Origin of the sequence: Brevibacterium linens ATCC 9172 (genome assembly GCF_900169165.1) — a bacterium.
GTDB classification, from domain to species: domain Bacteria; phylum Actinomycetota; class Actinomycetes; order Actinomycetales; family Brevibacteriaceae; genus Brevibacterium; species Brevibacterium linens.
Map to the genome: position 1 here is coordinate 44,914 of NZ_FXYY01000012.1, position 23,643 is coordinate 68,556.

Annotated in this window: 22 protein-coding genes; 9 read left to right on the plus strand and 13 right to left on the minus strand. The window is 66.5% G+C overall.

Features of this window, described 5'->3' with window-relative positions:
* Window positions 1–55: 55 nt before the first annotated feature.
* From BLIN9172_RS10605 to BLIN9172_RS10615, 3 genes are all read right to left on the minus strand, one after another.
* Entirely contained in the window at window positions 56–1,708 is a 1,653-nt protein-coding gene (locus tag BLIN9172_RS10605; protein ID WP_101555057.1) for an alanine/glycine:cation symporter family protein, read from the minus strand.
* Window positions 1,709–1,834: 126 nt separating this feature from the next.
* Complete coding sequence (locus tag BLIN9172_RS10610; protein WP_101555058.1) at window positions 1,835–2,635, minus strand: type 1 glutamine amidotransferase; 801 nt, start codon at window positions 2,633–2,635, stop codon at window positions 1,835–1,837.
* Between the two features lie 22 nt (window positions 2,636–2,657).
* Entirely contained in the window at window positions 2,658–3,068 is a 411-nt protein-coding gene (locus tag BLIN9172_RS10615; RefSeq protein WP_101555059.1) for a DUF2871 domain-containing protein, read from the minus strand.
* A gap of 145 nt (window positions 3,069–3,213) precedes the next feature.
* Between BLIN9172_RS10615 and BLIN9172_RS10620 the strand changes: the two genes are divergently transcribed.
* Complete coding sequence (locus tag BLIN9172_RS10620) at window positions 3,214–3,699, plus strand: hypothetical protein (RefSeq protein ID WP_101555060.1); 486 nt, start codon at window positions 3,214–3,216, stop codon at window positions 3,697–3,699.
* Between the two features lie 61 nt (window positions 3,700–3,760).
* Here BLIN9172_RS10620 and BLIN9172_RS10625 read toward each other — a convergent pair whose 3' ends face one another.
* Entirely contained in the window at window positions 3,761–5,236 is a 1,476-nt protein-coding gene (locus tag BLIN9172_RS10625; RefSeq protein ID WP_101555061.1) for an 8-oxoguanine deaminase, read from the minus strand.
* Between the two features lie 451 nt (window positions 5,237–5,687).
* Between BLIN9172_RS10625 and BLIN9172_RS10630 the strand changes: the two genes are divergently transcribed.
* Window positions 5,688–7,298 (plus strand): nucleobase:cation symporter-2 family protein, encoded by a 1,611-nt coding sequence (locus BLIN9172_RS10630; RefSeq protein WP_101555062.1) that lies wholly within the window; start codon window positions 5,688–5,690, stop codon window positions 7,296–7,298.
* Window positions 7,299–7,417: 119 nt separating this feature from the next.
* Here the strand turns inward: BLIN9172_RS10630 and BLIN9172_RS10635 are convergent, their stop codons facing one another.
* The 4 genes from BLIN9172_RS10635 to BLIN9172_RS10650 form a co-directional block, all read right to left on the minus strand.
* The gene (locus BLIN9172_RS10635; RefSeq protein WP_101555063.1) at window positions 7,418–9,724 is read right to left on the minus strand and encodes an HNH endonuclease signature motif containing protein; all 2,307 of its coding nucleotides are present in this window, start codon (window positions 9,722–9,724) and stop codon (window positions 7,418–7,420) included.
* A 207-nt stretch (window positions 9,725–9,931) separates the two neighbouring features.
* Window positions 9,932–10,609: an HAD family hydrolase gene (locus tag BLIN9172_RS10640; protein WP_101555064.1), complete on the minus strand. Its 678-nt coding sequence runs from the start codon at window positions 10,607–10,609 to the stop codon at window positions 9,932–9,934.
* A 33-nt stretch (window positions 10,610–10,642) separates the two neighbouring features.
* Window positions 10,643–11,392: a M50 family metallopeptidase gene (locus BLIN9172_RS10645; RefSeq protein ID WP_101555065.1), complete on the minus strand. Its 750-nt coding sequence runs from the start codon at window positions 11,390–11,392 to the stop codon at window positions 10,643–10,645.
* A 133-nt stretch (window positions 11,393–11,525) separates the two neighbouring features.
* A complete protein-coding gene (locus BLIN9172_RS10650; protein ID WP_240812058.1) occupies window positions 11,526–12,620 on the minus strand; it encodes a Gfo/Idh/MocA family protein in 1,095 nt (364 codons plus the stop codon).
* 178 nt (window positions 12,621–12,798) lie between these two features.
* Between BLIN9172_RS10650 and BLIN9172_RS10655 the strand changes: the two genes are divergently transcribed.
* Genes BLIN9172_RS10655 through BLIN9172_RS18130 form a run of 3 tightly spaced genes read left to right on the plus strand, consistent with a single transcriptional unit; the run spans window position 12,799 to window position 14,861 of the window.
* The gene (locus BLIN9172_RS10655; protein WP_101555066.1) at window positions 12,799–13,701 is read left to right on the plus strand and encodes a PhzF family phenazine biosynthesis protein; all 903 of its coding nucleotides are present in this window, start codon (window positions 12,799–12,801) and stop codon (window positions 13,699–13,701) included.
* On the plus strand, window positions 13,698–14,669 hold the full coding sequence (locus tag BLIN9172_RS10660; RefSeq protein WP_101555067.1) for a methyltransferase family protein: 972 nt from the start codon (window positions 13,698–13,700) through the stop codon (window positions 14,667–14,669). The genes BLIN9172_RS10655 and BLIN9172_RS10660 overlap by 4 nt, the downstream gene beginning before the upstream one ends.
* 45 nt (window positions 14,670–14,714) lie before the next feature.
* Entirely contained in the window at window positions 14,715–14,861 is a 147-nt protein-coding gene (locus tag BLIN9172_RS18130; protein ID WP_170286892.1) for a hypothetical protein, read from the plus strand.
* Between the two features lie 78 nt (window positions 14,862–14,939).
* Here the strand turns inward: BLIN9172_RS18130 and BLIN9172_RS10665 are convergent, their stop codons facing one another.
* Window positions 14,940–15,371 carry a VOC family protein gene (locus tag BLIN9172_RS10665; protein WP_101555068.1) on the minus strand — a complete coding sequence of 144 codons (432 nt, stop codon included), beginning with the start codon at window positions 15,369–15,371 and terminating at the stop codon, window positions 14,940–14,942.
* A gap of 99 nt (window positions 15,372–15,470) precedes the next feature.
* Here BLIN9172_RS10665 and BLIN9172_RS10670 point away from each other — a divergent pair, with 99 nt between their 5' ends.
* Window positions 15,471–15,953, plus strand: coding sequence for a MarR family winged helix-turn-helix transcriptional regulator (locus tag BLIN9172_RS10670; RefSeq protein WP_101555069.1), 483 nt, complete (start codon window positions 15,471–15,473; stop codon window positions 15,951–15,953).
* A gap of 81 nt (window positions 15,954–16,034) precedes the next feature.
* Here BLIN9172_RS10670 and BLIN9172_RS10675 read toward each other — a convergent pair whose 3' ends face one another.
* The 4 genes from BLIN9172_RS10675 to BLIN9172_RS10690 all read right to left on the minus strand — a co-directional run bounded on the left by BLIN9172_RS10675 (window position 16,035) and on the right by BLIN9172_RS10690 (window position 20,207).
* Window positions 16,035–16,508 (minus strand): VanZ family protein, encoded by a 474-nt coding sequence (locus tag BLIN9172_RS10675; protein WP_101555070.1) that lies wholly within the window; start codon window positions 16,506–16,508, stop codon window positions 16,035–16,037.
* A 79-nt stretch (window positions 16,509–16,587) separates the two neighbouring features.
* Complete coding sequence (locus tag BLIN9172_RS10680; RefSeq protein ID WP_240812057.1) at window positions 16,588–17,055, minus strand: VanZ family protein; 468 nt, start codon at window positions 17,053–17,055, stop codon at window positions 16,588–16,590.
* A gap of 156 nt (window positions 17,056–17,211) precedes the next feature.
* Window positions 17,212–18,291 carry an NAD(P)-dependent alcohol dehydrogenase gene (locus BLIN9172_RS10685; RefSeq protein ID WP_101555071.1) on the minus strand — a complete coding sequence of 360 codons (1,080 nt, stop codon included), beginning with the start codon at window positions 18,289–18,291 and terminating at the stop codon, window positions 17,212–17,214.
* Window positions 18,292–18,374: 83 nt separating this feature from the next.
* Complete coding sequence (locus tag BLIN9172_RS10690) at window positions 18,375–20,207, minus strand: bifunctional 3'-5' exonuclease/DNA polymerase (protein ID WP_101555072.1); 1,833 nt, start codon at window positions 20,205–20,207, stop codon at window positions 18,375–18,377.
* Window positions 20,208–20,380: 173 nt separating this feature from the next.
* On the opposite strand from BLIN9172_RS10690, the gene BLIN9172_RS10695 reads away from it, so the two are divergent.
* From BLIN9172_RS10695 to BLIN9172_RS10705, 3 genes are all read left to right on the plus strand, one after another.
* Entirely contained in the window at window positions 20,381–21,754 is a 1,374-nt protein-coding gene (locus tag BLIN9172_RS10695; protein ID WP_101555073.1) for an FAD-binding oxidoreductase, read from the plus strand.
* Window positions 21,755–21,913: 159 nt separating this feature from the next.
* Window positions 21,914–22,348 carry a YciI family protein gene (locus BLIN9172_RS10700; protein WP_101555074.1) on the plus strand — a complete coding sequence of 145 codons (435 nt, stop codon included), beginning with the start codon at window positions 21,914–21,916 and terminating at the stop codon, window positions 22,346–22,348.
* Window positions 22,349–22,358: 10 nt separating this feature from the next.
* Window positions 22,359–23,606 (plus strand): RNA polymerase sigma factor, encoded by a 1,248-nt coding sequence (locus BLIN9172_RS10705; protein ID WP_101555075.1) that lies wholly within the window; start codon window positions 22,359–22,361, stop codon window positions 23,604–23,606.
* The last annotated feature ends 37 nt before the right edge of the window (window positions 23,607–23,643 follow it).

Genomic DNA, 23,643 nt, shown 5'->3' on the forward strand with positions numbered 1-23,643 from the left:
GACCACCCGATGGGGTCGGGCTCAGCCCAGACGGAAAGGCCCGAAGGCCGCGGACTCAGTCCGCGGCCTTCTTGCGTTCCTGCTTCTTCCGACGCAGGGTGTCACGGACGTCGCGCAGCTTGTCGCGTTTGCGCCTGCGTCCCGCCTCGGCGGCCCTGATCTGCTCCGGTGTGGGTTCGTGATCGCCCATTCCGACTTGGAGTTCGACAGGGGTGATCTCCTTCATCACACCGGCGTCGATCTTCTTACGCAGCCGCAGGATCTCGAGGCGGAGGATGCGGGCAAGGAAGTAGATGCCGAGCAGGTTCGGGAAGGCCATGAGGAAGAAGATCGCGTCGGAGAAGGCGATGACCGAGTCCAGCGACATCGAGGCGCCGACGATGACGGCGAGGATCCAGAAGATCTGGTAGGCCTTGTCAGCGGCCTTCGAGTTCTTCGTCAGGTAACCCAGCGCCTGCTGCCCGTAGTAGCCGTAGGCGAGGATCGTCGAGAACGCGAAGAACACGACGGCGATCGTGAGCAGATAGGGGAACCAGCTCGACACCTCACCGAAGGCCTGCGCGGTCAAGCCGATTCCGTCCTCGGTGCTTTCGGTGTAGAGACCGGTGGTGATGATGGCCAGCGAGGTCAGGGTGCAGATGATGACGGAGTCGATGAGCGGCTCCCACATCGCCACGAATCCTTCGGTGGCCGGCTTTGTCGTCTTCGAGGCGGCGTGGGCCATGCCTGCCGAGCCGATTCCGGCGGCGTTGGAGAACAGCGCACGCTGGATACCGACGATCGCCACACCCACGGCGCCACCGGCGACTCCGCTGGAGCTGAAGGCCCCGGTGAACATGAGTGCGAAGGCGTGTGGGATCTGCCCGGCGTTGAGGATGAGGATGACGATGATCGAGACGAAATAGAGGATCGCCATGAGCGGAGTCAGCCTCGACGTCCACTGTCCGATCTTCTTGATCCCGCCGAGGATGACCAGGGCGGTGAGCGCAGCGATGATCGCACCGATGAGCCAGAGTTTGTCAGCGAAGAAGCTGTCGTCGCTGCCGGTGGCCTGAACGATGATCGCGGCCGCCTGGTTCGCCTGGAACAGGTTGCCGGCGCCGATGACGCCGAGCACGGCAGTGAGAGCATAGAACCCGGCGAGGAACTTCCCGAGCTTGGGCCGACCGACCTCGGCCAGCCCGGCCCGCAGGTAGTACATGGGACCGCCGGAGACGGTGCCGTCCTCGTTGATCTGCCGGTATTTCACGCCGAGGGTCGCCTCGGCCATCTTCACGGTCATGGCGAAGAAGCCGAAGATGATGATCCACAGGGCGGCACCGGGGCCGCCGATGGTGATCGCCACGGCCACGCCTGCGATATTGCCCAACCCGACGGTGCCCGAGAGCTCGGTGGCGAGCGCTTGGAAGCTCGAGACCTGGCCCGGGTCGGTCTTGCGCGTGAAGCGACCGCGGATGATGCCGACGGAGTAGCGGAGTCCGGTGATCGGTTGGAAGCGGAGGTAGACGGTGAGGAAGACGGCCGCGGCCATGAGCCAGACGACGATGAGCGGGATGCCGATCGAGCCGATCTGGAGCTCGAAGAAGACGATGCTGCTGAAGGCCTGTGCCGCGGGACCGAGGAAGGATTCGATGGCCTCGTCGACGCCGGCGGCGGCAATGTCGACCCCGGTGGCGGCCTGGGCGAGATGTTCGGTTAGTGAAGTCATATCTGCGGGCGCGAAGTTGCGTTTCGTCCGGAGGATTGGTCCGGGACCGGCACCCGTGATCAACGTAACAATCGCCGGACTGATTTTCAGCTTTCGCTCAGATAAAACCTCTTGTTCACATGCTTCTCACATGCTGAAGGGCGCATCTGGCCTGGACGTCTCGGCCGCACGTCGGCCTTCGAGAAATGCGAGGAACGACCGAGCCAGCCGCTTCCCGTTGTCGACGAGAGCGGAATCGTGAGCCTCGACCTCGGCGATGATCGAGTCGTCGGTCTTGCCGGCCGGCAGGGCCAGGTCGTTGCCGTTCAGCCACCGGGAGATCTGCGTGGCATCGGTTTCCGGATGGAACTGGGTGCCCCACGCGAATTCGCCGAGACGGAAGGCCTGGACCGGGGCGTCGGAGCCGGTGATGAGGAGTTCGGCTCCGGTCGGCAGCGCCATCTCCTCCTGGTGGAAGAGCACGGACGGCAGCGACTCCCTTTCGGTCGACGCGGCACCCGCCGATCCGACACCGGCCAGTGCGCCGAAGACAGGGTCGGTCTCCCCCGCCGAGGTGGCACCCAGTTCGTAGAACCCGATCTGCGGGTGCGCCCGCCGGGTGATCGGAGCATCGCCTGCCACGGCAAGCATCTCCCCGCCGAGGCAGATGTTGAGGCTCGGGAACTCCCCGCCGATCGAGCGGCGAAGCAGGTCCCTGACCTGCGGGAACCAGGGGTTCTCGGCGTCCTCGGTGGGTCCCGCGGACCCGCCGAGGACGATGAGGGCGTCGAAAGCACCGAGCGCCGGGATCACCTCGCCGAGGTAGGGCCGGGTCACCACCACCTCGGCGCCGGCTTCTTCCAGCCACTGCCCGAACCGCTCGGGCCCGGTGCCGCGTTCGTGCTCGATGGCGAGGATGCGCACCCGGCGCTGGGACTCACTGCTCATGGCACCATTGTCACCCGGCGGATCAGTCGGCCACGCCCCTCTTCCGCAGGGCGAGGAAGAACAGGACGAGGCTGACGGACAGGGCGATGTGGCCGAGGCCGGCGATTCCGGCGATCATGGCATTCGAGTCTTCACCGAGGACGGTGAGCGAGCCGTGCCAGACCATCATTCCGGCCGTGAGGATCACGCCGACGTTGTAGAGCCAGAAGAACCACGAGAACAGCTTCGTGCCGGAGAGTCCGAACACCTTGTCGAGGGCGAGGATGATGAGGAGGACGATGAAGCCGAGTGTCAGCAGGTGCGTGTGGACGAGGCCGAGCTGCGTGAACTCACCGGAGGGGAAGTCGTTGGCCTTGGTGAACTCGCGGTAGAACAGCCCCGAGAGGACGCCGATGATCATGTACGTGAACGCTGCGTTGAATATCTTCTTCATGCTTCCACTTCATCAGCGCGCGGGCGCGGTTTCCTGACCCACAGGATTGAACTGGACCCCCAACTTTCGATTGATGTTCCATCGCACAGGACCCTGAGGCCCCGAAAATCGGCTCCGGAGCCGACAATCCCGCTAGCCTGGTGGCATGGCCCTGGAGAACCTGCTTGCGAAGATCGACCGCCTCGCCGGCGGCAGGAAGGCCGGCATCATCGTGCCCGCGGACGGTCTCGAGCAACCGAAGACGAAACGCGCCTTCGCGTGGATCACACGGCTGCTCGTGTTCGAACTCGTGCTCGGCTTCGGTGCCGTGGTCTACGCAGTGCTCATCGCCAGGGCCGGCGAACCGGTGCCGTTCGGCGTGTGGATGCGCACCCTCGTCGTCCTCGGCATGACCGTGACACTCTTCTACTTCTTCTGGCGCGCAACGAAGGGCTTCTACTGGGGGTACCAGCGCCTGCGCCTGTTCACCCAGATCTTCCCCGTCATCACCCTCGTCATGGCCGCGATCCCGGGCCTCTATCCGGTCTGGATGATCACCGAGCAGATCGTGTTCAGCCTGGTCATGATCGGCGTCGGCGACTTCCTCACCGGCGACCACCTGCGCGAGGTGTTCCGCAGACCTCAGGACTGAGGGACCGCCGAGGAGGCCGCCTCCTCCCGCTCAGCCGCCGCCCACTCAGCCGCCGCGGACCTCACCCCGCGACGAGGCGGCGCGCCTCCTCCTGATGCGCGGCGATGAGGGCCTCCTTGTCGAGCGCGTGCCCGTCCGCGCCGATCGCGTGGCCGTCGACGACCCGCCACTGACCGCCGACCATCACACGGTCCGCCTTCTCCGCACCGCAGAGGACGAGCGCGGGGATCGGGTCGTGCGAACCGGAGAATGCGAGGCCGTCGAGGCGGAACATCGCGAGGTCGGCCCGCTTGCCGACGGCGATGGTGCCGAGGTCGTCGCGGCCGAGTGCCGCCGCCGATCCCTTCGTCGCCCAGTCGAGGACGCGATCGCAGGTGACCGCCTCGGCGCCGTAGCGCAGGCGTTGGATGTAGAGGGCCTGCCGGACCTCACGGATGAGGTTCGAGGCGTCGTTCGACGCGGATCCGTCGACGCCGAGTCCGACGTTGACCCCGGCATCTTCGAGTTCGACGGCGCGAGCGATGCCCGAGGCCAGCCGCATGTTCGAGGTCGGACAGTGAGCAACGGAGACCCCGGCCGCGCCGAGGCGGCCGATCTCCGAATCGTCGAAGTGCACACCGTGCGCCAACCAGGTCCGCTCCCCCAGCCAGCCGACGGATTCGAGGTAGTCGACGGTGCGCAGGCCGAATGTCTCGCGGCAGAAGTCCTCTTCGTCGATGGTCTCGGCCAGGTGGGTGTGAAGGCGGACATCGAGTTCGGCAGCGAGTGCGGCGGACTCGCGCATGAGCTCGGTGGTCACGGAGAACGGCGAGCAGGGAGCGAAGCTGATCTGGATCTGTGCGCCGGGCCCTCGCTGATGGTAGGTCTCGACGAGTCGGCGGGAATCGTCGAGGATGACTTCCGAATCCTGGACGGTCTGCTGCGGGGGCAGTCCGCCGTCCTCCTCGCCCAGGGACATCGATCCGCGAGTGAGCATGGCACGCATGCCGAGTCTCCGGACGACGTCGACCTGGATGTCGATGGCCTCGTCCATGCCGGTCGGGAACAGGTAGTGGTGGTCGGCCGCGGTCGTGCAGCCGGATTCGAGGAGTTCGGCCATCGCCACGGTCGTGGCGAGTTCGAGCGCACGCGGGGTCAGCCTGGCCCACACCGGGTAGAGGTTCTGCAGCCACCCGAACAGCGGCAGGTCGGCGACGGGCGCCCACGCACGGGTCAGCGTCTGATAGAAGTGGTGATGCGTATTGATCAGTCCGGGAGTGATGACGTGCGCGGAGGCGTCGATGATGTCGAGGTCGGTCGCATCACCAGCGGTCCCGCCGGCACTGGGGGTCCCTTCGGCGCCGCATGTCGTGGGTTCGCCCCCAGCGGGGACGAGTTCGATGATGGTCCCGGTGGCCCGATCGACGACGATTCCCCGCGCGGCCCGGTTCGGATCGACACCGGCGCCGAGGTGGACGGCCAGCGGATCGCGCAGCCACAGTCCGTCTGCCGGAGGGTTCTCGCCAGAAGGTGTGCCGGTTCCATTGCTGTCGATCATCGCGTCGCCTTTCACTCTTGAACCGTGCGCGTCGAGCGCGCACCATTGGTCAGTGGCGACAGAACTGGGGCCGACGCCACCAGCTCAGGTTTTCCGGCGTCTGCTGCTCCGCCGGTCGGTATCCCATCGGGGGTCCCCAACTGTACCCACTGGTCGGTGAAGCGGTACGATGGCTCAAGACCATCGAACTGAGCGAACGATCAGTAGATTGTCGAGGGATGAGTACACGACTGCCGTGAACTCTAGCATGTGCCACGGGTCACTAAAATGGCTTGCGGGCCAAATGGTATTCCTTTAGAGTTTTACGATAAGGAAGTTTCCTTTCGCATAACGGAATTATGCAACCGATCCCTCGGTCGAATCGATGCCTGCTCGCACGCCAAACCGGCCACTGAGGTCGGTCAGTCACAGAGAGGTCTTCGCCCCGAGGACGTACTCAATGGAGAGATAAATGTCGGTATCCCATCAATCACCCAGCGGCGACCGCAAGACCGCGGTCAAAGGCAAGCAGGCCCGCCCGGAGGACGAACGGCTCTCCGTCGGCAGCTCCTTCGCCTACGGGTTGCAGCACGTGCTCACCATGTACGGCGGAATCATCGCGGTCCCCCTCATCATCGGCAATGCGGCCGGCCTCGACGGCAACGGCATCAGCCTCCTCATAGCCTCCTGTCTGTTCATGGGCGGTCTGGCGACGATCCTGCAGTCGGTCGGAGTGCCGTTCTTCGGCTCGCAGCTGCCGCTGGTTCAGGGTGTCTCGTTCGCCGGCGTCGCGACGATGACGTCCATTCTGGCCGGCGGCGGAGGCCTGCCCGCGGTGTTCGGGTCAGTCCTGGTCGCCTCGGTGATCGGACTGATCGTGGCCCCGGCATTTGCGCTCATCGTGAAGTTCTTCCCGCCGGTCGTCACCGGCACCGTCATCACCACGATCGGTCTGTCACTCATGCCGGTCGCCGCGGGCTGGGCCATGGGCGGGGACGCGGAGGCCGCTGACTACGGCAGCATGCGCAATATCCTCATCGCCGTGGCCACCCTGACCATCGTTCTCATCCTCAGCCGGATTCCCGTGGCCGCGATCTCGCAGCTGTCGATTCTGCTGGCCATCGTGCTCGGCACCATCGGATGCCTGATCTTCGGGTGGGCGGACTTCTCCCATGTGCTCGATCGAGGCGTCTTCGCGTTCCCTGAGCCGTTCGCCTTCGGTATGCCGACTTTCTCTGCCGCAGCGATCATTTCGATGTTCATCGTCATCATCGTCACGTTCGCCGAGACGACTGCGGACATCATCGCCGTCGGAGAGATCGTCGACACTAAGGTCGATTCCAAGCGCATCGCTTCGGGTCTGCGTGCTGACATGCTGTCATCGGCAGTGTCGCCGGTCTTCAACTCCTTCACTCAGTCGGCATTCGCACAGAACGTCGGACTGGTCGCCATCACGGGCGTGAAGTCACGCTTCGTCGTCACAGCCGGTGGTGCGATCCTCGTGGTCCTCGGTCTGCTGCCCGTGATGGGCGGAGTCGTTGCCGCCGTTCCGACTCCGGTACTCGGCGGAGCGGGAATCGTCCTGTTCGGCACGGTCGCCGCGTCGGGCATTCGCACGCTGTCAAAGGTCGAGTACGAGGGCAACCTCAATATGATCATCGTGGCGGTCTCGCTGGCCTTCGGCATCATCCCGGTCGTCGAGCCCGATTTCTACAACGCCTTCCCGAATTGGGTCGGCATCATCCTCCACTCGGGAATCTCGTCGGCCACCCTCATGGCAGTGCTGCTCAATCTCGTCTTCAACCACATCGGCGTGAAGACGAAAGATCGTTCGGACCGGTCGGTCTTCGTGGCCGGCACCGGGCGCGTCATCCGCAAGGAAGAGCTGCAGCGACTCCTCGACAACGAACCCGTTCTCGCTGAGGGCGACACCGTCAAGGACGGCAAGATCATCGACTGCAACGGAGAAGAGGTTCCCGTCGTCACCGAACAGCAGCACAAGAAGGTCATCGACGCCGCACAGAAAGGTAAGGTCCGCAGCCAGGACGACGTACGCCGCCTCATCGCCGAGGACGGCAACTGAGGTCGGACACGAGGACGAGAGCTGGAACCGCAAAGACCGTTCGGACCCCGGTCGCCGTCTGCGAAGGCGCGCGGCCGGGGCCTCTTGCGTAACTGGCTGCCGTCATAGCCCGGCTGCCGTCAGAACGGTGGCGGATCCTTGGAGTCCCAGTAGTTGTTCCACTCCACTCCTCGGCCGGGCTTCGATTTCTGCGACCGGCGAGGCGCTTCGTCGGTTTCGGTACTCGAGACTCCCCCTGCTCCAGGCGTCGGGACACACCCGTCCCCTGGTCCGGAGTCCCCTGGCTCGGAGTGGCGGGATGGCCCCGAGTCCTCGACCCGTGCCGCCGGACTCGGATGGCCGTTGTCACGAAGCTGTTCCGTGGTGCCGGGGTTCCGGTCGTCAAGCCGATTCGGCAGGTGGTCATAGTTCTCCACCTGACGGGCATGCTCGGCGTTGATCGGGTTGTCCGGCGGATACATTCGTCCGACGACACCACGAGTGAAGGAATACTCCACCGCCCCGTCCTCGGTCATTCGGACCGAGAACCGGCGGTCGGTCTTCGCCTGGTGGTCGGGTTTGCACAGCGGGTGGAGGTTCTCGAACGTCGTCTGACCGCCCCGGGCCGGATCGGCATGGTCGAAGGGGATGATGTGGTCGACTTCCGACGTCTCTGCCCTGCGAGTGCAGCCCGGAGCAGAACAGGACTGCCATTTGCCGACCAAGGGCGCGCGCACGTCCGCAGGGATGTGGTAGCTGCGTGAGCGAGCATCGATCGGCGTCCCGGTAGCGGGATCGGTGAGGATCCGGTGCCAAGTGGGGCTCTCACCTGCGAGTGCCCGTGCCGCGTCGGGCGGCACCGGTGTGCCGTCCGAGAATGTTCCGGGCAGCTCCGACTTTCCCACCGCGGTGAGATACGGAACCGTCACCATCATCTTGGCCTGCTCTCGGACCCACTGTCCGTGGGTGGGCATGACGAGTTTGATGGTGGTCTTCACGTCGGCGCCGGTGCCCGCCGCCTCTTCGGCTTCTCGCTGCGCTGCCTGCGCGGTGCGGTCGACCGCGGCTGCAGTGATCGGAGCTGCGGGGTCCGCGTCGTCGGCGGTCTCGAGCGCGACTTCCTTGGTGGTGGTCTCACCGGTTGTGGTGTCGTGGGCCGTCACGGCGATGGTCATCTGCGGGGTTGCCCGAGTGGCGATATCGAACATGAGGGCGGCAATGCTGTCCTGATCGGCGACTTCGAGGCCGGCGATGTTCTCATCGGTGAGTGCCGAGATGTTGCCGTTGCGGATCGCTCGGGCGAAAGCTTCGATGCGCAGGTAGAAGGCATTGAGTTCCACGGCAGGTCCGGACAGAGTCACCGAGGCGGTGCCGTCGGGGTAGGTCATGATGTCGACTCGGCGGCGCTTCTCGGCCAGTTCGGTCCTGTCGTCGACCGGCACGATCGCCGCGATCTTGAGATTGAGCGACTTCCTGAAGGTCTCCAGGGTGATATCGGCACGGCGGTCACCCAGGTAGGCATCAAGGCGCGGCAGATACTCGAAGGCAACGTCCTTGATGGCACGGGTCGCTGCAAGCACGTGCTCGATCGTGAACTCACCGGCCAGGCAGCGCTGCAGGAACTTCGGCAGTCCGAATGCCAGTGTGACGGCGTTCGTGATCTCGTTGTAGGCACCGTCGCTCGACGAGCCGAGGACCGTGGTCAGCTCGGCGATCTCCTCGCGCGTGGCGAGGTCGTGGACCCAACTGTTGAAAGATTTGTGCAACCCGAACTTGGGGAAGTTCGGAAGCGAACTCGCCGACGGAGGCTGCGACTGCTCTCCGGTGCTCGCCTCGGTTGTGGAAGCATCATCGGTGCTTCCATCGGTGCTTCCATCGACGCCCAGTTCAGCGGCTCCGTCCGATTCATCGGCCGCGGCGGCAGCGGCCGCGTCGGCAGCGACGTCGGCACCACCGTCGGAAGCATCGTCCGCTTCGGCGCCATCGTCGGCGGCAGCACCTGCGGAGGCGGCGGCGTCATCAGACTCGTCGAGAGGGCGGCCCTCGAGGACGAAACCGGTGGACGTCCAGGGGTCCACGAAGTCATCCCTTTCGGGCAGCAGCCCATCACGTGCCGTGATGAAGCGGCCGACTGTCTCGGTGAATGTCGCGTGGTAGTAGATCTCGTCGCCGAAGGCATAGCGGAGCTTCTCGAGTGCATCGGACAGGAACAGCCCGGCAACGGCTTGGAGCTCAGCGAGACGAACGCCCGTACTCAAGTGAGTCAGGCTGACGACCACAGCCATCGGCGAATCAGGGTCGACGTCGAGACGACGGGGTGAGTCGGGGCCGACCAGAGGCACCTGAGGCGACGAAGCAGGGTCCGCCGAAGTCGCGGGCGAACCGGAGACTGATTCATTCGAGGCATGCTCGAGGCCGCTGTTGCCCGGATCCTGAGGATCCTTCATCGGTCTCGCCGCCTTTCACGTCGACGTGAATGCCTTGCAACAATTCTACCTCCAACGAGAAGAAATGAATGTTACAGTTCGATTACAAAAGGATTCTTTCTAATCTTGAATGATATTTGTTGTTCTTTGATGAGGCACTCGACGCCCTGAACGGCATTGGTCGGGTCGGGCGAATACCGGCCCCACCCCAATCGGCGGGCCGGATACCTATTCAGCCAGCAGACCGGGCAGCTGCTCCATCTCGCTGAAGGTCTCGGCAGCACCCGCAGCCAACAGCGTGTCCGCACTCTGATGCACCGAAGAATCCGGGCAGAACCCGAGCACATGGGATCCGGCCGCAGCGCCGGCGATCACCCCGGTGGGGGAATCTTCGATCACGGCCGCCTCGGCGGGGTCGATGCCCCGGGAAGCAGCCGCCGCGAGATAGACGTCGGGGGCGGGCTTCGACTTCGGCTGCTCCATGCCGGAGAAGATCCGACCCTCGAAGGCATCGAAGAGGCCGATCTTGCGCAGCTGCAGCTCGATCTTCGGACGATCCGCTCCCGACGCGCAGGCGATCCGGCCCGGGTAGATCTCGGCAACGCGCTCAACGGCATCAACGACTCCCGGAATCGCCTGGAGAGAGGCCTCGAGCTGGGCATTGCGCCGCCGCCGGAACTCGGTCATCCACTCCTCGTCGATGCGGAATCCGGTGTGCTCTTCGATGACGTCAGCCTCGTCGCGGAGCATCTTGCCGACGAAGCGCGCAATGCATTCGTCGGCGCTCAGCTGCCAGCCGAGCTCCTGCAGCATCTGATGGAGGACACCGTTCGTGATGCTTTCGGAGTCGACGAGGACTCCATCACAGTCGAACAGGATCGCAGAGTATTTCGGAAGTGGGGCCATACTCCGATTCTGCCAGCCGGCACTGACGCACAATCACACCGCGCCGACCGACACCGCTGTATACAGCACCCGCGCGTTGGCGAGCGCGCAGACGATGATGACCAGCGCAAACAGCGTCAGCCAGGCACCGGAGGGCAGAGCCGAGCCCTGCGCGAGGATATAGGCATCGGACTGCTGCACATGGCGCCGGCGCGTGTGGACGCGGATGACCTTGACGAGGTCCTTGAGCGAACCAATCGTCAGCGCCGTGCCGAGTGCGGCGACGAAGACCGAGATCCATTCCAGAGGCAGGAACACGACGACGAGCTGCGCCGCGATCGCCGTGATCACGGCGATGACCGCGCCCGCGAAGTTCCGGATGAAGATGAGCGCGACCAACAGGATCAGCGCGCCCACCGACAGGGCCAAGGGGGCCCAACCGAAGACCGCCGAGGTGGCCAGGACGAGTCCGAGCACGCCCGGTGCCGGATATCCCCAGAACCCCGCCCATGTGGCGGAGAAGCCGACTCGGCCGAAGGAGTTCATCTGTCCCGAATGGTCGAAGTTCAGCGAGATCCCCTTGACCACGCGTCCCGTCATGAGGGCGGCGAAAGCATGACCGAGCTCGTGGACGAAGGTCACGAACAGTCCGAAGAACCTCCAGATCCCTGGAGTCAGCGTCACGACCAGCGGGATCCCGATGACGAACACGAGTCCGAGGACGTCGAGTTCGAGTCCATCCTGCCGCCCGAAGCCCGAGGTGATGGCGTCCCACCACGTCGCCGTTGCCTGCTTGAAGTCCATAGCGGCCCAGTGTACGAATCGCTCCTGAGCGGGACCCTCAGGACCTCCTCAGCGATTCGGGAGGTCACGATGCCCATGGTTCGGAAAGTCGGTGCGCCCATGGTTCGGGAGGTCGGTGCGCCCAGACTGACAGTTACTCGACGTCGACCCAGGAGCGTTGCCGCACCGACCGGAGCACGGCCTCCGTCACAAGCACGGCTCGCACCCCGTCTCGCAGCGTCGGCAGCCCCTCCGGTCGCTCGCCGGCGAAGTAGGCATAGGAATCGGCGACGAATGCGTTGAACGCATCCTGGTAGCCCTGCGGGTGCCCGGCCGGAACCATGCACAGTCGCGCGGCATCGGCAGACAGGGAGTCGGGATCGCGGACGAGGAGGCGGCTGTCGGCTCGCCGACCGAACCACAGCTGTTCGGGCCGCTCCTGCTCGAAGCGCATGCTCGCCTCGGTGCCGGCGATCTCCACGGTCAGTCCGTTCTTGCGTCCGGGAGCCAGCTGGGACACCAACAGGGAACCGATGGCACCGCCGGAGAACTCGATCGTCACGGCCACGGTGTCCTCCGTGGTCACCGCGGTGCCGCCTCGGCGGGGGTGAACGGTTCTCGTCGTCGCCACCAGGGACGATATCCGGTCGTCGACGATGAACTCGATGAGGTCGACGAGGTGGGAGCCGATATCGGCGAATGCCCGCGAGGGGCCGCCGCGCCCTGATTCGACGCGCCAGTTCTCGTCGCCGGCTCCGAGCAGCCAGTCCTGGAGGTATCCGGCGTCGACGGTCAGCAGCGTTCCGGCCTGGCCCTCGCGGAACCGGGCGCGGGCTTCCCGCACCATCGGGTGGTAGCGGTAGACGAACGGAACGGTCCCCAGCAGACCAGCTTCCTCGGCGCGGGCCAGTACGGCACGCGCAGCAACCGAATCAGTGGCCAAGGGCTTCTCGCAGATGATGTTCGATCCCGCGTCCAGCGCCTGCAGGGACTGCGCGGCGTGGGCGTCGTTGGGGGTGCAGATGTGGACCGCATCGAAGGTGCGACCGAGAAGTTCGTCGGCCGTCGCCGAGGTCTCGAATCCCAGTTCGGCCGCCGCTTGTGCCGATCTGTCCGGCCGTGACGATGCGACCGAGTCGAGCACGGCTCCGGTCGAGCGTGCGGCACGACTGTGGACGCGGCCTATGAACCCGCCGCCGAGCATTGCGATGCGCAGATCCCGTCCCCGCGCTGAGTCACCTGAGAGCATGCCTCATTATGCAATCACCCTGACCGCCGAGTCGACCGAACTGCAGCCCTCCGCAGCTGACACCCCCGCGCCGCCGGGAGTCAATCCACGAACGCTCCGGCCTGGGCCTTTACACTGTGAGAAGCGCCCGCGCAATCCCCCGCTCGCCGCGTGGTCCGCATCTTGCGAAGGAGTGTCATTGTCACAGCACCGCCGATTCGCCCAGGTCGATGTCTTCTCTGCCGTGCCCTTCCAGGGCAACCCCGTCGCGGTCATCGTCGATGCCGATGGCCTCGATGAGTCGCAGATGGCTCGCATCGCGAACTGGACGAACCTGTCCGAGACCACCTTCGTCCTCCCGCCCGACGACCCCACCGCCGACTACCGCCTGCGCATCTTCACCCCGCACCGGGAGTTGCCCTTCGCCGGCCACCCCACCCTCGGTTCGGCCGCGGCCTGGCTCGACGCCGGAGGCGCCCCGAAACACGAGGACCGCATCGTCCAGGAATGCGGTGCCGGGCTCGTCGACATCCGCAGAACCCCTCGCCGAGGCGGCCCGACCGACCCGAGCGCCGATTCCCTGACCACGGCGACCGCCGAACCCTCCGAAACTCTCGCCTTCGCCGCCCCCGACCGCCTGCGCTCGGGTCCGCTCGACGACGCGTATGTCGATCAGATCGCGGTCGCCCTCGGCGTCGACCGCTCCGAGATCCTCGGCCACCAGTGGGCCGACAACGGCCCGGGCTGGGCGGCCGTGCGGCTGGCCGGCGCCGAGCAGGTGCTCGCGCTGACTCCCGACTTCTCGGCGATTCCCGATGCGAAGCTCGGCGTCCTCGGCGCCCACCCGGAAGGGTCGGAGCACGAGTACGAGATCCGTGCCTTCGTGCCCGGAGTCGGCGTCGCCGAGGATCCGGTGACCGGCAGCCTCAACGCCTCCGTCGCCCAATGGCTCATCGGTGAGAACCTGGCCCCGAACAGCTACACCGCAGCCCAGGGAACCGCCCTCGGTCGTTCCGGAGTCGTCTCCATCACGGCCGAGGACGACGAGATCTGGGTCGGCGGAGCCACGTCCGTCTGCATCCGCGGGGCGGTGCACACATGAATCGACATCTCACCGAAGTGAACAGACCGAAGAAACGACTGCGCATCTTCCACGGCCGCATGTACTTCGCCCTCCAGGCCCTCGCCGGAGCGGCGTGGTGGCTGGGCACCGCGATGATCCCCGGAGTGGCGACAGCGACGCTCGGCGGCATCAATCCGGTGCTCATCGCGATCGTCGACATCCCGCTCTTCGTCATCGCCTCCGCCCTGGCCGCGCTCAACTTCCGCTGGGCGGTGTGGATCGCCACCGGCTGGACCGTGCTCGTGGCGCTGGCCATGGTCATCTATGCCACCGCCACCACCGAGGCGGGACTCGGCGCCGTCCTCATGATCCTCGCCGCGCTCGGCAGCCTCCTTGCCGGGGTGCTCATGATCGTCGGCCGCATTCCGTCCGAGAAGCTCCTCATCGGGCCTTTTGCGTTCCACAGCTCCCACACGCGGGTGCGTTCCCGCCTACTCGTGCACACCACGGTTCAGATCGTCGTCTTCTGGGGCGTCTTCCTCATCATCATCCCGGTCATCATCAATGCCTTCGAAGACCGGTGGAACCTCGCCTACAAGTTCCCGATCCTACTGGTCGTCGTCGGCTTCGCCCTGCTCGCCGTCTCCAGCGTCATCGGCGTGTGGTCGGCGCGGGCGATCGCGAACTTCGGCTCCGGCACCCCGCTGCCCTCGCAGATGGCCCACCACCTCGTCGCCCGCGGCCCCTACGCCTTCGTCCGCAATCCGATGGCCATCGCCGGCGTCGTCCAAGGCATGGCGATGGGTCTGCTCATCGGTTCGTGGCTCGTCATCGTGTACGCGCTCATCGGCTCACTGCTGTGGAACTGGCTCATCCGCCCCCACGAGGAGACCGACCTGATCGAGCGCTTCGGCGACGAATACCGCGACTACGCCAAGCGGGTGCGCTGCTGGTGGCCGACCTTCTCGACCGCCGAATCGTCGCCCGACCTTGTCGACGAGGACTGATCGGCCTACGCTCGGTCAAGACCATCCACTCACCGAGGAGGCCGCATGGTCACGTTCACCACTGAACTCCTGACACTCGGCAACAACGTCGACATCGAAGTTCCCGAAGACATCGTCACGATCGAAGGCTGTTCCTATCCCTCCACGACCGCGGTGATGGGTGGGAAGTACCTGCTCCCGCTCGCCACGTAACACCGGGAGCAAATCGGCGTCGCCGGCGGTGAGACCCGTGACCGCCGGATTAAGAAGATCGTCGATTCGCTGCGCTGATCACCCCGCGTCGTGGAACGTCACCGCATAACCGTCGGGATCGGCGATCGCGAAGGTCAGCCCGAAGGGGCTGGGAGCGGGCGGCCGGAGGATCTCCACCCCCGCCTCGGCGAGGGAATCATGCAGTGCCTGCGCATCATCGCACCTCAGCCACAGTGCCACCCCGTTTCCCGGACGGTCACCGGAGTCGAGGTCGACGCCGGGCAGCGGCTCGCGCACGGCGAAGGGGATCGGTGAGGTCGTGAACACGACCGCTCCGGGAGGAGCAGCCGGGGCACGGGTGAGTCCGAGCCTGGTTTCGTAGAACTGTGCGGCCGCTTCCACGTCTCGGACCTGCAAGGCGACGAAGTCCGGTCCGCTCACGGTGCCGGTCTCCTCGGTGTCGGCGTTCGCGGCATCTGTATTCACAGTGTCGGTCGTCGATGCACTCATGTTCGTTCCTTTCTCTCGACGCCTCTCCACCTCATAGAGAGTCCGTCCTTCGAATGTGTCAGTATCCTGACATAGGCGAATGTATGTCAGAATACTTACATGAGTCAAGGGTCGAAGGATCACACTGCGGGAACCGGCGATGGACCGGTGGAACTCGAGTCGCTGCTGGGCTATCAGCTCAAGCATCTGCAGACGGCGCTGCGATCGACGATGGACGAGACGCTGCGGCCGCTGCAGCTGACCACCCCTCAGTACAACTGCCTCGAACAGCTGCGCAGGCGGCCGGGGGCCTCGAATTCCGAGCTCGCGCGCGGCGCCTTCGTCACCCGGCAGACGATGAATACGCTGCTGCGCGGACTGCAGGACCGGGGACTGATCACGAGGCCGGCCACGGCCGAATCCGGTCGCGTCCTGCCCACACGTCTCACCTCGGCCGGCGTTGAGCTGCTCGCTCGGGCCGTCTCCCGCGTCGAAGTGGTCACGACCCGAATGGTCTCACCGCTCGACGATGAGACTCGGACGATGGTCACCGAGGCGCTCGGCCGGTGCATCGCGGCCCTCGAAGAGCCTGAGAACCGCTGAGGACTGGAAGGTCGGGCCGTCAGCGACAGGACGCCTGGAAAGCCAACGGACAATCGGGGACCGGGACTGTCGTGATCGGACCTACACCAGCGCGAGCTCGTTTTCGGAGTCTCTCCTCGTCGACCGTTTCGGCCATGCGGCCAGGCAGCACAGGCCGAGGAGCGCCCCGATGCCGGCGCCGAGAGTGTTCGTGACGAGGTCGCTGAGCGTGGCGAAGCGGGTCTGTGTGAGCACAGCGCCTTGGAAGATCTCGATGACGGCGCTGAAACCCGCGCCGACGAGGAATCCGAGCCACCACCGTCGGCGTCCGAAGTGCAGGGCGGCGAGGAAGCCGAAGGGAATGAACATCGCCACATTGCCGAGCTTCTCGACCCGCTCATAGGTCAGCCACGCTGTCTCCCGATGAGCCGCGAAGAGGTCGAGCGCGTGCCCGATGAGAGTATCCGGGCCGGTGCCCATCTGCTGCGGGGTCAGCGTGATGGCGGCGATGAAGAGGGTGTAGAGGACGAGAAGGGCCAGCGGCGCACCGACTGTGCGCTGATCACGATCGGTCATCACCGCCAAATCTACGGCCGAATCCTGGGCACATCCTCAGATGCGGACCTGGCCCGCTCTCACCAAACCCCAGGATCCCTCACCGAACCTCATGGTCGATGGGGACTCTGTCCATCCTCGGCGGCCAGATCCTCATCACGATGAGTCCGACCACCGCTCCGATGCCGGCACCGAGGCTGTTCGTCACGAGGTCGCTGATCGTGGCGTAACGCGTCGGTGAGAGCAGGGTCGCCTGCGTGCCCTCGATGAGGCAGGTGAAGGCGATGCCCGCGACCCAGCCGACCCACCAGCGGTGAGGTCCGCACTGGAGGGCCACAAGCAGGCCGAAGGGAATGAACATTCCGACGTTCGCGAGCTTCTCGAGGATGACGTAGTCGATCCACGCGGTCGCTCGGTGGGAGGCGAGGAACTCGAGCAGTCCGGCGATGAACGACCCGGGGCCCGTGTCCAGCTGATTCGGTGTGAGCGTGACGAGGCCGATGAAGATCGTGTAGAGGATGAGCAGCGCCAAGGGCACCGTCCGCAGCTGTCGCCTCGCACCCGTCATCGTTCCCCTGTCCCTCGGCCTCCTTGTCCCTCGGCCCGGTCTCATTGTGCCCGCCTGCCGCATGAGGGTCGAGGGATTCCCGCATCGATTGCGGGAATCACCCCGACCATTGCGGATTCGCGCGGCATCACGCCGACGCATGTCAGCGGAGGCGGATCAGGCGATGGCCTCGACGTCATCGAAGCTCGCGGTGTCGATGACGACGCGGAAGCGCACGTCTCCGGCCACGACCCGATCGTAGGCGGCGTCCGCCTCGGTGACGGGGATCGTCTCGATCTGCGCGGCGATGCCGTGTTCGGCGCAGAAGTCGAGCATCCCCTGGGTCTCGGCGATGCCGCCGATGTTCGATCCGGCGATCGCCTTCGCCCCGCCGATGACGGCGCCGAACGAGAACTCCTGCTTCTCGGGCGGGAGGCCGACGACGGCCATGACCCCGCGCGGCTTGAGCAGACGCAGGTAGCGGTTGACGGGAATGTCGGCGCTGATCGTGTTGAGGATGAGGTCGAACTCGCCGGCGTGGTCGGAGAAGAAGTTCTCCTCGGTGGTGGCGAGCATCCGCGTCGCCCCGAGCTCCAGGGCCGACGCTTCCTTCTTCAGCGTGCGGGAGAGCACGGTGACCTCTGCGCCCATGGCCGCGGCGATCTGCACGCCCATATGGCCGAGCCCGCCGAGCCCGAGCACGGCGACCTGCTTGGGAGCGCCGTTCTTCTGCTCACCGGCACCCCAGCGGTTGAGCGGCGCGTAGGTGGTGATTCCCGCGCACAGCAGCGGGGCCGCGACGTCGAAGTCGAAGACGTCGGGGATCCGGCAGACGAAGCGTTCGTTGACGACGACCTTCTGCGAATACCCGCCCTGGGTGATCGTGCCGTCGACGTCTTCGACGTTGTAGGTGCCGACGCTGCCGTTCAGGCAGTTCTGTTCCTGACCGGCCCGGCATTCCTCGCACTCGCCGCACGAGTTCACCATGCAGCCCACGCCCACGCGGTCGCCGACCTTCCAATCAGTGACATCGGAGCCGACGGCCTCGACGACGCCGGCGATCTCGTGGCCGACGGTGAGCGGGAAGTGCGCCTCGCCCCATTCGTTGCGGATGGTGTGGATGTCGCTGTGGCAGATACCTGCGGCCTTGATGTCGATGACGACGTCATCGGGTCGGGGATCCCGGCGGTCGATCGTGGCCACGCGGAACGGCTGGTCCGGTCCCGTCTTCTGCAGTGCCTTGACGCTGATGCTCATGTGATCTCCTTGGACTTGCGTATCCGTTGCTGGGCCACGTCGTCCAGCGCTTGCGGCTGGCAGTCTATTCCATGCACATGGACTTATTCTTTGAGCGCCCGCTCACCGATGCTCAGGTCGAGAGGGAAATCGACGGGGGCATCCCCGAACAGCAGTCGACCCGCCGAGGCGGACGCCGCCCTGATCGCCTCCGCCGCCTGGTCGGCCTGCTCGGCCGGGGCATGGACGATGACCTCGTCGTGGAGGAAGAACGCGAGGTGGGCTCGGCGGGAGAAGACCGGCCCCGAGGCGGCCGCCGGGTGAGAGCCCGCCCCACCGTCTGGTGCCGCATCGATCTCCGGCAGCCGCGCCAGGCGCAGCCGCAGATCGGCCAGCCAGGCCAGCGCCCATTCGGCCGCTGTGCCCTGAACGACGAAGTTGCGGGTGAATCGTCCCTGGTCACCGGCGGCCCGCCGGGCCCGCTGCTCATCGGCACCGGTGGCATCGAAGCGGTTCGCCGCCCTCTGCAGTCTCTGCCACCCCTCGCCGGGCGGTGGGGAGGTCCGTCCCAACCAGGTGGACACGACTCCTCCCGCTCGTCCCGCCTCGGCGGCGGAATCGACGAGGTTCATCGCGGCGGGGAAATTCTGCCGCAGACGCGGCACCAAGGCCCCGGCCTCCCCGGTCGTCGATCCGTACATCGCCCCGAGCACGGCGATCTTCGCCTCCTGCCGGGTCGCGACGATCCCGGCGTCGACGAGCCCTGAGTAGAGGTCGCGGCCACGACCGGCCTCCGCCATCGCCCGGTCTCCGGACATGGCGGCGAGCGCACGGGGTTCGAGCTGGGCGACATCGGCGGAGACGAGCCGCCACCCGTCGTCGGCACGCAGGGCCGGACGCAGGTGCCGGGGGATCTGCAGGGCCCCTCCCCCGCTGGCCGCCCAGCGCCCGGTGACGACTCCGCCGGGCACATACACCGGCCTGTACCGCCCCTCGTCGACCCATTCATCGAGCCAATGCCAGCCGTTGGCACTCAGCAGCCGCGCCATCTTCTTGTACTCGAGCAGGGGCGCGATCGCCGGATGGTCGCTCGTCTGCAGCTCCCATTTCGAGGTCGAGGCGACGTTGATGCCGGCATTGCGCAGGGACGCGAGCAGCCGGTTCGGCGAATCGAGGTTGACCCGCGGATCGTCGAGTGCGGCTCGGACTTCCTCGGCCTTGGCCAGCATCTTCTGGGGCTTCCCGTCGCGGATCGGTCGGGGACCGAGCAGCTCGGTCAGGATCCGATCATGTTCGGCCTCGTCCCACGGCACTCCAGCCGCGCGCATCTCCGCGGCGACGAGCCCTCCGGCCGATTCCGCGGCCAGCAGCAGCCGCAGCCGCCCCGGATCGCTCGCGGAGTCCACGGCCGCCGTCTGCCGGGCGTATTCGGCCAGGGCCGCCTCGAGGTCGTGCGGAACCTGTGGGATGAATCCGCGTCCGGCGTCGACGTCGAAGAGAGCGGCCGCCCGTTCGGGTGCGGCGGCGTCGGCGGGCGCGGCATCCCAGTCGACGGCGGCACGCACCGCCTCCGGTGCAGTGACGAGTTCGGAGCGGGCGAGGATCGCATGGGCCAAGCGCAGATCGTGGCAGCGCTCAATGCTCACCCCGGCCTCCAACAGCGGCGGACACCACTTCGGGGTGTCGCTGACGACCCAGCGGGTCGGGGGTGCCGGAGCGCGATCCACGGTCCCACCGGCTCCGTTCTGCCCTCCCCCGGCCGCGTCCTCTCGGCCACGGACGAACTCGGGCAGGGCCGCCTCGGCGAGGTCGATCCGGCCGATCTCCGCTCCTGTCGCATCGAGATCGACGAGCCCGATCCGAGGCCCCTCGAATCCGTCGCCGGGCAGCGTCCCGAGCACGCAGGCCGCGGGGAGCCGATCGGGGGTGAGGGTCATGGGTTCAGCCTACGCCGCGACGACCTGCGGCTCGGTCCGCCGCGACGCTGTGCGGCACCGGGCGAGCGCGCCCTGTCCGCGCCCCGAGCCGACCGCCGCGGGCGACCGTGATCCTGGTAACGTCGAGAGCGGAATCCGGGTGCCGAACTCCGCTCGAAAGGCCGATACGCAACATGGACGTTGTCTCCGCTCTCACCTCCGCCCTGCCGGCCACGGCCGTCATCACCGATCCCGATTCGATGGACGCCTACCGCTGGGACCGCGCGAACGACCCCGACGCCGGAGTGCCGGTCGCGGTCGTCCGAGCCACCTCCACCGCGGAGGTGCAGACGGTCGTGCGCATCGCCGCCGAGGCGAAGGTCCCGATCGTGCCCCGCGGCGCCGGATCCGGGCTGTCGGGCGGCAGCTCCGCGATCGCCGGCGGGATCGTGCTGTCCCTGGATACGATGCGCGAGATCAGCATCGATCCCGTCACCCGCATGGCCACGGTCCAGCCCGGTGCCTTCAACGCCGAGGTCAAGGCCGCCGCGGCCGAACACGGCCTGTGGTACCCGCCGGACCCCTCGTCCTTCGAGTTCTGCTCCATCGGCGGCAACATCGCCACGAACGCCGGCGGCCTGTGCTGCGTGAAATACGGCGTGACCACCGATTACGTCCTCGGGATGACCGTCGTCCTCGCCGACGGTCGGGCCGTCAAGCTCGGCGGGCCGCGGCTCAAGGACGTCGCCGGTCTGCCGTTGACGAAGCTCTTCGTCGGCTCCGAGGGGACCTTGGGCGTGATCACCGAAGTGACCCTGCGCCTCATTCCCGCCCAGCTGCCCCCGACGACCGTCGTCGCGATGTTCCCCGAACTCGCCGACGCCACGAACGCCGTGCTCGACATCGCGAAGGCCATGCGCCCCTCGATGCTCGAGTTCATGGACAAACCCTCGATCAACGCCGTCGAGGACGAGCTGAAGATGGGCCTCGACCGAGAGGCCGAGGGCATGCTCGTCATCCAGTCCGACGAACCCGGGGAGCATTCGAGTGTGCAGGCGAAGATCATCGAGGAGATCTGCAACAACAACTCGGCCTCCGAGTGCTATCTCACTGCCGACCCGGATGAGGGCGAAGCCTTCGTCACGGCCCGCCGGATCGCAATTCCGGCCGTGGAGAAGAAGGGGGCACTGCTGCTCGAGGACGTCGGCGTGCCGCTGCCGAAGCTCGGCGATCTGGTGCTCGGGATTGAGAAGATCGCTGCCGACCGCCAGGTGACGATCGCCGTCATCGCCCACGCCGGCGACGGCAACACGCATCCGCTGCTCGTCCTCGACCCCAAGGATGAGGACCAGCAGAAGCGCGCGCAGATCGCCTACGGCGAGGTCATGGATCTGGCCACCGGGCTGGGCGGGACGATCACCGGTGAGCACGGCGTCGGCCGACTCAAGGCACCGTGGCTCGCGCCCTACCTCGGCGAGGACGTCATGGAACTCAACCACCGGATCAAGCAGGCCCTCGATCCGGACAACATCTTCAACCCGGGATCGGTCTACACCGGGCTCGTGTGAAGTTTCTGCCGTCGGGACTGGCTCGGTTAGTTCGGGACCGCGTCGGCGAAAGGGATTCCGTGGAAGAATCCCAGGCATGCTGTCGAATCGACGTCGATTCGATCGTCTTGTCTGTGAGCGGTCGAAATCCGGCCGCCGCACACAGAACGGAGCAGAACAATGCGCTATGCACTCGTCTTCCACGCGCCGGAACTCACCCCCGACGGCCCTCAACCCAGCGAAGAAGGCATCCAGGAGATGATGCGGCTCATGGACGACTACGCGGCAGCGCTCAACTCCGCGGGAGTCTTCGTCGCCTGGGAGATGCTCGCACCCCACTCCGAGACGAAGACCGTGACCCGGCGGACCGGAGAGGTCGTCATCGAGGATGGGCCCTTCGCCGCGGCGAAGGAGGCCCTGGCCGGGGTCGTCGTCATCGACGTTCCCGACGTCGAGGCGGCCCTGGCCTGGGCCGAGAAGTTCCCCGGCACGAGCTACGGCACCATCGAGGTCCGACCCGCGGCGACCTCGTTCGTCGACGGCACCTGGACCCGACCGGGTGACGGGCCGACCCGATCGGGCGACTGCCCGTCCCACCCGGACGGCTCCTCCTGATCGCCCGCCGATGACCGAATCTGCAGAGCCTGCCGAGCGCGCGATGATCCTGACCCAGGATGGTTGGGGCACGATCATCGCGCTCATCGCGGCTGCCGACGGTGACATCTCCGGCGCCGAGGATGCGCTGTCGGCCGCGCTCGAACGTGCCGTGAGCGCCTGGCGGGAACAAGGTCCACCGGCCAATCCCGAAGGCTGGCTCTACCGGGTGGCGCTCAACGCCCGCCGGGACGTGTGGAAATCGGCGGCGGCACGAACCGCGACCGCCCTCGACGAGGAGATGATCGACCGCATCGACGGCAGCAGCGGCTCCGGCGCCGATCCAGCCGACCACGATCCCGACGCCCTGCCCGACCGCCGGCTCGAACTCCTCGCCGCCTGCGCGCATCCGGACATCGACCCTCCCGCCCGGCCGGTGCTCATGCTCTCGGCGGTGATGGGGATGACGGCAAGGCAGATCGCGGCCGCCATGGCTCTGCCCGCCGCCACCGTCTCTGCCCGTCTGACGAGGGCGAAGAAACGCATTGCCGGTCTCGGTGTCGACTTCGGCAGTCCCGACCGTCTCGACCTCGAGTCCCGGCTGCCCGATGTGCACGAGACGATCTACGGGGCCTTCGCCATCGAATGGGCTCAGGCGGCCGCGCAGCCACGCGAGGGCATGATCGGCGAAGCCCTGTACCTGTCGCGCCTCGTGGCGCAGCTGTGCCCCGGCGACGGCGAATCCCACGGACTGGCCGCCCTCATCCACCTCTCAGCCGCCCGATTCCCCGCTCGTCGCAGCGGCGACGGCCGATTCGTCCCCCTGTCCGCCCAGGACCCGAACCGCTGGGACGGACCCCTCACCGAGGCGGGCGAGCGCCACCTCGTCGAGGTCCACCGCTGCGGTCACGTCGGTCGCTTCGGGCTCGAGGCGGCCATCCAACTCCTCCATATGGCCGGAATCCGCACCGGATCCACGGATTGGCCGATGCTGCTGCGCCTCCACGACGATCTCGGGCAGATCGCACCGAGCCTCGGCGGCTCGGTCTCCCGAGCCGCCGTCCTCGCCGAGGTCAACGGTCCCGCGGCGGGGCTGGCAGCGCTCGACGCACTCGATGCCGACTCACCACGCCCCTCGGCCTTCCAACCGGCCTGGGCGCTCCGGGCTCATCTGCTCACCCGCCTCGGCCGCACCGAGGACGCGGCCACCGCCCGTCAGCGCGCCCTCGACCTGACCACCGACCCGGCCGAACGCGCCTACCTCGCCGGACTCACCTGAGACGGACGTCACCTCGCCTTCGGGATGGGCGGGGGTA